At 56.1% G+C, this 11175-nt stretch carries 11 protein-coding genes and 1 riboswitch; of the genes, 4 read left to right on the top strand and 7 right to left on the bottom strand.

Annotation, left to right across the window (positions count from 1 at the left end; all coding sequences use genetic code 11):
- Positions 1–202: 202 nt before the first annotated feature.
- From ABLV12_RS23835 to moaA, 6 genes are all read right to left on the bottom strand, one after another.
- Entirely contained in the window at positions 203–907 is a 705-nt protein-coding gene (locus ABLV12_RS23835; protein WP_004100449.1) for a Bax inhibitor-1/YccA family protein, read from the bottom strand.
- A 44-nt stretch (positions 908–951) separates the two neighbouring features.
- Positions 952–1404 carry a molybdopterin synthase catalytic subunit MoaE gene (gene moaE, locus ABLV12_RS23830; RefSeq protein ID WP_064397527.1) on the bottom strand — a complete coding sequence of 151 codons (453 nt, stop codon included), beginning with the start codon at positions 1402–1404 and terminating at the stop codon, positions 952–954.
- Position 1405: 1 nt separating this feature from the next.
- A complete protein-coding gene (gene moaD / locus ABLV12_RS23825; protein ID WP_023320611.1) occupies positions 1406–1654 on the bottom strand; it encodes a molybdopterin synthase sulfur carrier subunit in 249 nt (82 codons plus the stop codon).
- Positions 1647–2135 carry a cyclic pyranopterin monophosphate synthase MoaC gene (gene moaC / locus ABLV12_RS23820; protein WP_004100440.1) on the bottom strand — a complete coding sequence of 163 codons (489 nt, stop codon included), beginning with the start codon at positions 2133–2135 and terminating at the stop codon, positions 1647–1649. Before moaC ends, moaD begins: the two co-directional genes overlap by 8 nt.
- A gap of 3 nt (positions 2136–2138) precedes the next feature.
- The gene (gene moaB, locus ABLV12_RS23815) at positions 2139–2651 is read right to left on the bottom strand and encodes a molybdenum cofactor biosynthesis protein B (RefSeq protein WP_004100439.1); all 513 of its coding nucleotides are present in this window, start codon (positions 2649–2651) and stop codon (positions 2139–2141) included.
- Between the two features lie 21 nt (positions 2652–2672).
- Positions 2673–3662, bottom strand: a complete 990-nt coding sequence (moaA, locus tag ABLV12_RS23810; protein WP_004111553.1) for a GTP 3',8-cyclase MoaA — start codon at positions 3660–3662, stop codon at positions 2673–2675.
- Positions 3650–3788, bottom strand: a riboswitch (molybdenum cofactor riboswitch). Its footprint overlaps the gene before it by 13 nt.
- Before the next feature lie 365 nt (positions 3789–4153).
- On the opposite strand from moaA, the gene yvcK reads away from it, so the two are divergent.
- The 4 genes from yvcK to pmrB all read left to right on the top strand — a co-directional run bounded on the left by yvcK (position 4154) and on the right by pmrB (position 8583).
- The gene (gene yvcK / locus ABLV12_RS23805; RefSeq protein WP_004100435.1) at positions 4154–5059 is read left to right on the top strand and encodes a uridine diphosphate-N-acetylglucosamine-binding protein YvcK; all 906 of its coding nucleotides are present in this window, start codon (positions 4154–4156) and stop codon (positions 5057–5059) included.
- A 110-nt stretch (positions 5060–5169) separates the two neighbouring features.
- Complete coding sequence (gene eptA / locus ABLV12_RS23800) at positions 5170–6813, top strand: phosphoethanolamine transferase EptA (protein WP_348867399.1); 1644 nt, start codon at positions 5170–5172, stop codon at positions 6811–6813.
- On the top strand, positions 6810–7481 hold the full coding sequence (gene pmrA, locus ABLV12_RS23795) for a two-component system response regulator PmrA (protein WP_064397523.1): 672 nt from the start codon (positions 6810–6812) through the stop codon (positions 7479–7481). The genes eptA and pmrA overlap by 4 nt, the downstream gene beginning before the upstream one ends.
- A 4-nt stretch (positions 7482–7485) precedes the next feature.
- Positions 7486–8583, top strand: a complete 1098-nt coding sequence (gene pmrB, locus ABLV12_RS23790) for a two-component system sensor histidine kinase PmrB (protein WP_004100423.1) — start codon at positions 7486–7488, stop codon at positions 8581–8583.
- 311 nt (positions 8584–8894) lie between these two features.
- On the opposite strand, the gene uvrB is transcribed toward pmrB, so the two are convergent.
- On the bottom strand, positions 8895–10910 hold the full coding sequence (uvrB, locus tag ABLV12_RS23785; RefSeq protein WP_004111544.1) for an excinuclease ABC subunit UvrB: 2016 nt from the start codon (positions 10908–10910) through the stop codon (positions 8895–8897).
- Positions 10911–11175: the final 265 nt, after the last annotated feature.

Genomic DNA, 11175 nt, shown 5'->3' with positions numbered 1-11175 from the left:
CTCAGTCTGGCACTTTGATGCCGTAAGGGGGAGGTGTCCATCACATCGGGCTACAAGTTCACCACCGTCTGAAATCCGGTAGCCCGGACAGATGCGCAGCATCGCCTCCGGAAAACTTTGCTTCTGACCAAAGCTACAGGTTCATCGTTTTCTGCGGTCTGGTAGCCCGGATAAGCGCATCGCGCCGCCCTCCGGGAACGAATTAACGACGGTTGCCGAAAATGCGCAGCAGCATCAGGAACAGGTTGATAAAGTCCAGATACAGCGTCAGAGCCCCGAGAATCGAGTATTTGCGCAGCGTCGACGTATCGCGAACGTCAATCTGCTCGCCGATATTTTTCAGCTTCTGGGTGTCATAGGCGGTCAGGCCGACGAATACGATCACCCCGATATAGGTCACCGCCCACATCAGCGCTTCACTCTTGAGCCAGAAGTTAACCAGCGACGCCAGCACGATACCGATGAGCGCCATAAACAGCATATTGCCGAAGCCGCTCAGATCGCGTTTAGTGGTATAGCCGTAAAGGCTCATCACGCCAAACATCCCGCCGGCAACCACGAAGGTACTGGCGATCGATGAGTAGGTATAGACGAGGAATATACTGGATAAGGTGAGTCCGGTTAGCGCCGAATAGAGCATAAACAGGGTCGTCGCCATACCGGCGCTGAGGCGCTGCACCATGCCCGAGAGCACGAACACCAACCCCAACTGGGCGATAATTAGCCCAAAGAAGGTAATTTTGCTGGAAAAAACAAACATCATCACCGCCGGGGTGTTAGCGGCAAACCACGCGATAAACGCCGTGAGCAGCAGCCCGACCGTCATCCAGCCGTATACCTGCGCCATATAAGTTTGTAGCCCGCTGCGCCCCTGGACGATGGTACCGGAACGAGGATATCTGTCCATGACTGTCTCCTGATTAACGAAATTTATCTTCTAAGCGTACCACACTACCAGCGTTCTGCCGCCTTGCGGTCGCTATCTCGCGCATCCACCCAGCGCTCGCCTTCCGGCGTCGCCTCGCGCTTCCAGAACGGCGCGCGGGTCTTCAGGTAATCCATAATAAACTCCCCCGCCGCAAACGCGCTGCCGCGATGGGCGCTGGTGACGCCGACAAAGACAATCTCTTCCCCGGGCCACATTTCGCCGATACGATGAATCACCGTCACCCGGCCCAGCGGCCAGCGCTCGCGCGCCTGTTCCACGATCTCCGCCAGCGATTTTTCCGTCATTCCCGGATAGTGCTCAAGGGTCAGCGCTTTGACGCTGTCGCCAAGGTTGTGGTTGCGGACTTTACCGGTGAACGTCACCACCGCGCCGTCTTCATCGCGCTCGGCCAACCAGGGATATTCGTCGCCAACCTTAAAGCGGTCATGGCTGACAATAATACGCGTCTGCGTCATATTAGCCCCCGGTAACCGGCGGGAAAAATGCCACTTCATCCCCGGGCGCCAGCGGATGATCAAAGGTCGTCAGCGTCTGATTTACCGCCGCCAGCAGTTTGCCCTCTTCCAGCGCCAGCGCCCAGCGGTCGCCGCGGGCGATGAGCTGCTGGCGAACGGCTTCAACCGTGGTCAGCCCGTTCGGATCGAGAGTCAGTGAGTCGGTGCCGAGTAGTTCGCGCACCTGGGCAAAAAAAAGAACTTTAATCATGGCTAGCTTCCACTCTGAAATCGCCGGACTTACCGCCGCTTTTCGCCAGCAGGCGCACCGGGCCAATCACCATATCTTTCTGCACCGCCTTGCACATATCGTAAATGGTCAGCGCGGCAACGGAAGCGGCGGTCAGAGCTTCCATCTCGACGCCGGTTTTACCGGTCAAACGGCACAGGGATTCGATACGCACCCGGTTATGCTCGGGCTGCGCCTGCAGATTCACTTCGACTTTGCTCAGCATCAGCGGATGACAAAGCGGGATCAGCTCCCAGGTGCGTTTGGCCGCCTGAATCCCGGCGATACGCGCGGTGGCGAAGACGTCGCCTTTGTGATGACTGCCGTCGATAATCATCGCCAGCGTCGTCGCCTGCATTTCAACATAGGCCTCGGCGCGCGCCTCGCGAACCGTCTCCGCTTTCCCTGAGACATCGACCATGTGCGCTTCGCCGGCGGCGTTAATATGGGTCAGCTGTGACATAAACTACTTCTTAAGATGAGAGATAAAGTTGCAAGGGCGCGTGCGCGCATCGAGCTGCGGCGCAATGATATTGTCCCATGCGGTACGACAGGCCTTGGTTGAACCAGGCATGGCAAAAATCAGCGTGCGGTTGGCTACCCCGGCAACGGCGCGGGATTGCAGGGTCGAGGTGCCAATCTCCTCAAAGGAGAGCATGCGGAATACCTCACCGAAGCCTTCCACCTCGCGGTCAAACAGCGGCAGCAGCGCTTCCGGCGCCTGGTCGCCGTCGGTAAAGCCGGTACCGCCGGTAATCAGCACCACCTGCACCTCATCGCCGGCAATCCACGCCGATACCTGGGCGCGAATGGCGTAGCGGTTCTCTTTAACAATCGCCTTATCGACGATGACGTGCCCCGCCTCCTGGGCGGCATCGCGCAGCCAGTGGCCGGAGGTGTCGTCCTCTTCGCCGCGTCGGCTGGAAACGGTGAGAATAGCAATACGGGTCGGGATAAACTCAGCGCTGGCCTGACTCATTAGATCGCTCCTTAAAATGCATTATCCGCCAATATACGACAGGTTCTGGGTAATACCGGTGTTGCCCTGATGCAGGAAATGGGTCTGTTTTTTATGGGTTAACGCTTCGGAAATCCGCGCTTCCAGCGCCGGCTGCTGCTGCTCATCGGCAAGCAGATCGCGCAGATCGACGCCGCCTTCGCCAAACAGGCACAGGTGCAGTTTTCCTACGGAAGAGACGCGCAGACGGTTGCAGGTGGCGCAGAAGTCTTTTTCATAAGGCATGATCAGGCCGATTTCCCCGGCATAGTCGGGGTGGCAAAACACCTGCGCCGGACCATCGCTACGCTGGCGGATCTGATGGATCCAGCCGCGGCGCAGCAATTCATCACGCAGCACCATGCCGGATATATGATGGCGGCGGAACAGTTCACTGCCTTCGCCGGTTTCCATCAATTCGATAAAACGTAGCTGAATGCGGCGCGGCTGGATCCACGCGAGAAAGGTATCAAGCTGATGATGGTTAACATCGCGCATCAGCACGGTATTGACCTTCACTTTTTCGAAGCCAGCGGCAAATGCGGCATCGATGCCATCCATCACCTGACGAAATTTGTCCTGGCCGGTTATAGCATGAAACTGACGGGCGTCGAGGCTATCCACGCTGACGTTAATCGCCGTCAGTCCGGCATCGCGCCAGCTTTCAACATCCCGCGCCAGCCGGTAGCCGTTAGTGGTGACCGCAATCTGGCGAATAGAGGGGTTTTCCCGCACGGCGGCGATGATGTCGGTAAAATCGCGTCGCAGAGAGGGTTCACCGCCGGTCAGGCGCACCTTTTCGGTTCCCAGAGCGGAGAAAGCCCGCGTGACGCGACGCACTTCATCGACGCTGAGAAAGCCTTTATTGGTGACGGCGCCGGGCTTATAGCCATCGGGGAGACAGTAGGTGCAACGAAAGTTGCATACGTCGGTAATCGACAAACGCAGATAGTAAAACTTCCGCGCAAATGCATCGGTAAGCTGTGAAGCCATAGACACCTTTCCAAATACGGGAGACGCGGTCATTTCTTTTCGCGCCCTGGTGGCAACCGAAGTTGTCACGGCCAAAGCACCATATCTTTCGACACAGGCACAGAGGCTAGAGTGTTAGTGGGTTACGCCGAATAGTAGCGCGGAAACCAGGGTTATGCCATACCCACATTTCGTTATGCAACGATGTATATAACGGATTTATCTCGCTTTTTTACGACTAAGCGTGTGAGAAAGCAGCGTAATTCATCCCTCCCTTCTTTGCCTTCGGGCGGTAACAGACCCGTTGAGTATTTTATTTTTCCCGCGCAGTAGGTTATCTGGAGCGCAAAAGCTCTAAAAATATCACCCTGGAAATCGGCGGGAATTCACCAGTACGCTGATATTCTCGCCATTGCCACGCTAAAAAATCCTTCATACCCGGAGAGAACGGACATCGTTTTTTAAGGTGAAATCAGTTACTGTGAGCCCGATTAATTGAGATAAGGATTTTTATGCGCAATCGTACTTTCGCCGATCTTGATCGCGTTGTGGCTCTCGGCGGCGGACACGGGCTGGGACGGGTAATGTCATCGCTTTCTTCGCTGGGTTCGCGCCTGACGGGCATTGTGACTACAACCGATAACGGCGGATCAACAGGACGTATTCGCCGCGCGGAAGGCGGCATCGCCTGGGGCGATATGCGCAACTGTATTAATCAGTTAATTGCTGAACCCAGCGTGGCCTCGGCGATGTTTGAATACCGTTTTAGCGGTAACGGCGAACTTTCCGGGCATAACCTCGGAAACCTGATGCTTAAGGCCCTCGATCATCTGAGCGTTCGGCCGCTTGAAGCGATCAATTTGATCCGCAATTTACTGAAGGTCGATGCGTTTCTGATCCCGATGTCGGAACAGCCGGTCGATCTGATGGCTATCGATCAGGACGGGCACGAAATTTACGGCGAAGTCAATATCGATCAGTTGGCCTGCGTACCGCGCGAGCTTATGCTCTCCCCGCCGGTGCCCACAACCCGGGAGGCGCTAGAAGCTATCGCCGAAGCCGATTTAATCCTCATTGGCCCCGGCAGTTTCTATACCAGCCTGATGCCGATTTTGCTGCTTGATGAACTGGCGCAAGCGCTGCGCCGCACGCCCGCGCCAATGGTATTTATCGATAACCTCGGCAAAGAGCATAGCCCGGCGGCCAGCCTGACGCTGGCCGACAGGGTCGCCATTATGGAGCAACAAATCGGCAAACGAGTAATTGACGCGCTGGTTGTCGGCCCGAAAGCCGATACCGCAGGGGTTGAACAGCGGGTCATCATTCAGACGCCGCTGGACGCCAGCGATGTGCCCTATCGCCACGATCGGCAGCTATTACGCAACGCGCTGGAACAGGCCATTCAGGCGTTAGGTTAATCCTCAAGCGGCTTAATTGTGGCGGCAAAAGCTGGCTGGCTTAAAATCTTAAGGTTGTCTTAAAAAAGAATCGGCAGGATAGCGGACATCTCTTCATGTGGACGTTCGCTATGTCGTCATTTTCTTTACGTCGGCCGGTACTCAGCCGTACGGCCTATTTGCTTCTGTTCGCCTGCTATATCGGCCTCGCGCTGAATCTTGCTTTCTATCGCCAGGCATTTACCCTGCTGCCGGTTAACGGTCTGCATAACTGGCTGGTATTCCTCAGTATGCCGATAGTGGCCATCAGCGTGATGAATATCATCACCACTCTCGCCTCGTTCCTGAAGCTCGACCGCCTCGTGGTTAGCCTGTTTATTTTGCTCAGCGCCTCGGCCCAGTATTTTATCTGGACCTTCGGGGTGGTTATCGATCGGGCGATGATTACCAATATTTTCGATACCACGCCCGCGGAGAGCTTTGCGCTGCTCTCCGGGAAAATGGTGCTGATACTGGGGCTTTCCGGCATTCTGGCCGTCGTCGCGGCATGGTGGATCAAAATTCGCAAACCGCAGACGCTTTGGCGCAGTCTTGCCGTACGGCTGGTGAGCATCGCGGTTTCAGCGCTGCTGATTATTCTGGTCGCCGCCCTCTTCTATAAAGATTACGCTTCGCTGTTTCGCAACAACAAAGAGCTGGTAAAGTCCCTGAGCCCGTCAAACAGCATTGTGGCGGTGAATTCATGGTATGCGCATAACAGAATGGACAATCTTCCGCTGGTCAAAATTGGCGAAGACGCCGTTCAGAAGCCGCAGATGCGCAGCGGGCCGCGGAAAAATCTGACCATTGTAGTGTTAGGTGAAACTTCGCGGGCGGCCAACTTCTCCCTGAACGGCTACTCTCGCGAGACCAACCCGCGTCTGAAGCAGGATAACGTGATCTATTTCGCTAATACGACTTCCTGCGGCACCGCTACCGCGGTTTCCGTCCCCTGCATGTTCTCTAATATGCCGCGCGCCCACTATGATGAAGAGCTGGCGCATCATCAGGAAGGCGTGCTGGATATCCTGCAACGGGCGGGAATTAAAGTGCAGTGGAATGACAACGACGGCGGCTGTAAAGGGGCCTGCGACCGGGTGCCGCACGAAAACGTCACCGATCTTAAGCTGAGCGGCCAATGCATCGACGGCGAGTGCTACGACGAAGTGCTGTTCCATAATCTGGATAGCTATATCGATAATCTACAGCAGGACGGGATTATCGTTCTGCATACCATCGGCAGCCACGGGCCGACCTACTACAATCGCTATCCGGCGCAGTTTAAACAGTTTACGCCGACCTGCGATACCAATGAGATCCAGAGCTGCACCCAGCAACAGCTCACTAATACCTACGACAACACGATTTTGTATGTCGATTATGTGGTCGACAAAGCGATAAAATTACTGCAGTCGAAGCAGGATAAATTTACCACCAGCCTGGTATATCTCTCGGATCACGGAGAGTCGCTTGGCGAGGATGGGGTGTATTTGCACGGGCTGCCGTGGTCCATAGCGCCAGATACGCAAAAACATGTGCCCATGCTGCTGTGGTTGTCAGCGGATTATCAACAGCGCTATGGGGTCTCCAGCCAGTGTTTGCAGCAAAAAACGAAAACCCAAACGTATTCGCAGGATAACCTTTTCTCCACCCTGCTCGGTCTGCTCGGGGTCAGCACTCACGAGTACCAGGCAACAGACGATATTTTAACGCCATGTAGAGAGGCAGGCCGATGAAAATTTTAGTCATTGAAGACGATGCGCTCCTGTTACAAGGATTAATTCTGGCGATGCAAAGCGAGGGCTACGTGTGCGACGGCGTCTCTACCGCCCACGAAGCCGCGCTCTCGCTGGCCAGCAACCACTACAGTCTGGTGGTGCTTGACCTCGGGCTGCCCGATGAGGACGGCCTGCACTTTCTGGCGCGCATGCGGCGAGAGAAGTTTAGCCAGCCGGTGCTGATCCTCACCGCCCGCGATACCGTTGATGAACGTATTAGCGGCCTGGATACCGGCGCGGATGACTATCTGGTTAAACCCTTCGCTCTTGAAGAGCTTAACGCGCGCATCCGCGCCCTGCTGCGTCGCCACAACAATCAGGGCGATAACGAGCTGACTATCGGTAACCTGCGCCTGAACTTCACCCGGCGGCTGGTCTGGCTCGGCGAACAGTCCCTGGATCTAACCCCGAAAGAGTACGCGCTGCTCTCCCGCCTGATGATGAAGGCGGGCAGTCCGGTACACCGCGAAATTCTTTATAACGATATCTACAGCTGGGACAACGAACCGGCCACTAATACGCTGGAAGTGCATATCCATAATTTACGCGATAAGGTGGGTAAATCGCGGATCCGCACCGTCCGCGGCTTCGGCTATATGCTGGTCGATAATACAGGAGCCGAATAACGCTATGGCTCTGTTTGTCAGTAAAAACTGGACCATGCGCCATCGGCTGCTGCTGACCATTGGCGCGATACTGGCGGTTTGCCAGCTCATCAGCGTGTTCTGGCTGTGGCATGAAAGCCAGGAACAGATTCAGCTGCTGGTGGCCAGCGCCATCGAAGGTCATAATAATCAGAAGCATATTGAGCATGAGGTTCGCGAAGCGGTAGCCAGTCTGCTGATCCCGAGCCTGCTGATTATCGGCCTGGCGCTCTATATCTCCCTGCTGGCGGTGAAAAAAATCACCAGGCCGCTATCCCGCCTCCAGCAGGAACTTGAAAGCCGTACCCCGGATAACCTGCGGCCTATCGCCCTGCAAGAGTCGGTGCCCGAAGTCACCGCGGTCACTACCGCGATTAATCAGCTGGTCTCCCGCCTTAACTTAACGCTCGATCGCGAGCGCCTGTTTACCGCCGACGTCGCCCATGAGCTGCGCACGCCCCTGGCCGGATTGCGTCTGCATCTGGAGCTGCTGGCGAAAGTGCATGGCGTTAGCGTCGCCCCGCTGATCCAGCGCCTCGATCAGATGACCAACAGCATTAATCAACTGCTTCAGCTGGCGCGGGTCGGCCAGTCTTTCTCCGCCGGCAGCTATCAGCAGGTCAGGCTGAAGGAAGATGTGATCGAGCCGCTGCGCAGCGAACTGGAGACGATGCTGGAACAGCGTCAGCAAAAGCTGGTGGTCAGCGACAAAGAGGGTGAAGCGATAGTGTCAGGTGACGCCACGCTGGTGCAGGTGATTTTACGCAATCTGGTAGAAAACGCGCATCGTTACAGCCCGACGGGTTCGACGATTAAAGTGTCGATAGCCCCCGGCCCCACGCCGGTTCTGGCGGTAGAAGATGAAGGTCCGGGCATTGATGAGGCCAAAAGCGGTGAATTGAGCAAAGCGTTCGTCCGCATGGACAGCCGCTACGGTGGTATCGGGCTCGGGTTAAGCATCGTCACCCGCATCGCCCAGCTGCACGACGCCCAGTTCTTTTTACATAACCGTCAGCCCGGGCCCGGCGTTCGCGCGTGGGTGCTTTTTCCCGACACGGTCCGTCAGAACGTCAGCACCCATTGATGAAAAAAGGCAACGACGATAACAAAAGCGCAGGTGACTGCCAGATATTCGCGGAAGGTTAATTTTTGCATGGCGCTATCCTCAGTAGATTGAGGATAGTTTCGCCAAACAATATTAAGCCAACATTAAGCATCACGGAAAATCGCGACAGAGGGGCAATAAATAGACAAAACGTGTTGCGCCTCATTTTGGCTCATGCGCTCGCTTTTCTCTCGGGTGGCGGCTAACGCCTTACCCGCCCCACGAAAAACACCGCCCGTCCCCCCCTGAAGCACCGGTAAAGCCCGGGCGATATTTATCTGGCAACTCCGCTACGAAGCGGCGATAAACAGATCGCGCAGCTGATGAAGCTGGTCGCGAATTTGCGCCGCCTCTTCGAACTCCAGATTCTGCGCGTGCTGCATCATCTGCGCTTCCAGCTCGTGGATCTTCTGCTGCAGCGCCTTCGGCGTGAGCGCCACGACATCCGCCTCAACCGGTGAGCGAGACTTGCCGCGCCCTTTAGTTTTCGTTTTGGCAATATTCTGACCGAGCGCCAGAATGTCGACCACTTTCTTATTCAGCCCCTGCGGAACAATACCGTGCTCTTCATTATAGGCCTGCTGCTTCTCGCGGCGACGTTCGGTTTCACCGATCGCTTTCGCCATTGACGGCGTAATTTTATCGCCATAGAGAATCGCTTTACCGTTGATGTTGCGCGCCGCGCGGCCAATGGTCTGAATCAGCGAGCGTTCAGAGCGCAGGAAGCCTTCTTTATCGGCGTCCAGGATCGCCACCAGCGAGACTTCCGGCATATCCAGACCTTCACGCAGGAGGTTGATCCCTACCAGCACGTCAAACTCGCCGAGGCGCAGATCGCGGATAATCTCCATACGCTCGACGGTATCGATATCCGAATGCAGATAGCGCACCCGCTCGCCGTGCTCTTCCAGATATTCGGTTAAGTCTTCCGCCATCCGTTTGGTCAGCGTGGTGACCAATACGCGCTCGTTGATCGCGGTACGCAGGCGAATTTCCGACAGCAGGTCGTCGACCTGAGTGGCTACCGGGCGCACTTCGATGACCGGATCCAGTAGCCCGGTCGGGCGGACAACCTGGTCGACGACTTCGTCGCCGGATTTATCCAGCTCATAGGCGCCCGGCGTTGCCGAAACGTAGATCGTTTGCGGCGCCAGGGCCTCAAACTCTTCAAACTTCATCGGACGGTTATCCAGCGCGGACGGCAGACGGAAACCGTACTCCACCAGCGTCTCTTTACGCGCCCGGTCTCCGCGGTACATGCCGCCGATTTGCGGAATCGTGACGTGGGATTCATCAATCACCAGCAGACCATCCGCCGGCAGGTAGTCGAACAGCGTGGGCGGCGGCTCGCCCGGCCCGCGCCCTGACAGATAGCGCGAGTAGTTTTCAATCCCCGAGCAGTAGCCTAGCTCGTTCATCATTTCGAGATCGAACTGGGTACGCTGGCTGAGGCGCTGCTCTTCCAGCAGCTTATTGTTTTCCAGCAGCACCTTACGCCGCTCCGCCAGCTCGGTTTTGATCTCTTCCATCGCCTGGACAATACGTTCGCGCGGAGTGACGTAGTGGGTTTTCGGGTAGACGGTAAAGCGCGGGATCGTCGACTCGATGTGGCCGGTGAGCGGGTCGAACAGCGACAGGCGCTCGACTTCTTCATCGAACAGCTCTACGCGCAGCGCGACGTCGTCAGACTCCGCCGGGAAGATATCGATCACCTCGCCGCGCACGCGGAAGGTACCCCGCTGGAAGGCCTGATCGTTGCGGGTATACTGCAGTTCAGCCAGGCGGCGCAAAATGGCGCGCTGGTCGATGATCATGCCGACCGTCAGGTGCAGCATCATCTTCAGATAGAGGTCCGGATCGCCGAGGCCGTAGATGGCGGAGACCGAGGCAACCACCACCACGTCACGACGCTCCAGCAGCGCTTTGGTTGCCGACAGACGCATCTGTTCAATATGTTCGTTTACCGAAGCATCTTTCTCGATGAAGGTGTCCGAGCTTGGCACATAGGCTTCCGGCTGATAGTAGTCGTAGTACGAGACGAAATACTCCACCGCGTTCTCCGGGAAGAACTCTTTCATCTCGCCGTATAGCTGCGCCGCCAGCGTTTTGTTCGGCGCCAGCACCATCGTCGGGCGCTGCAGGTCGGCAATGACGTTGGCGATGGTAAAAGTTTTACCTGAGCCGGTCACCCCGAGCAGCGTTTGATGCGCCAGGCCATCTTCCAGCCCCTCTTCCAGGCGACGAATGGCTTCCGGCTGGTCGCCGGAGGGACGGAAAGCAGAATGCAGCTTGAACGGTTTACTCATCTATCAGGACCTGAAGAAGGGTTGAACGGCAGGTCTTTAATTCTACTCGCCAGCACAGCTTTTGCCAATAAAAAACACTGGATATAAAAACAGTATCCTATTATCGTATCCGGGCGAATCAGCCCTTTTTGCCGTCAGAATAGACGAATAAATAGCGCTTTTGCGCATAATCCACCACTCTGTGGGGTTATCCCCAGAAAGTATTGACATTTAACATTTGTCAAGCGAGTGGATGAATGTTTTATGGCAGCCGGTGACACTTTTC

The sequence above is a fragment of the Klebsiella sp. CN_Kp100 genome, from assembly GCF_040065315.1.
Classification (GTDB): domain Bacteria; phylum Pseudomonadota; class Gammaproteobacteria; order Enterobacterales; family Enterobacteriaceae; genus Klebsiella; species Klebsiella oxytoca.
Note: the sequence above shows the minus strand (reverse complement) of the source record. Positions and strands in the feature narration are given on the sequence as shown.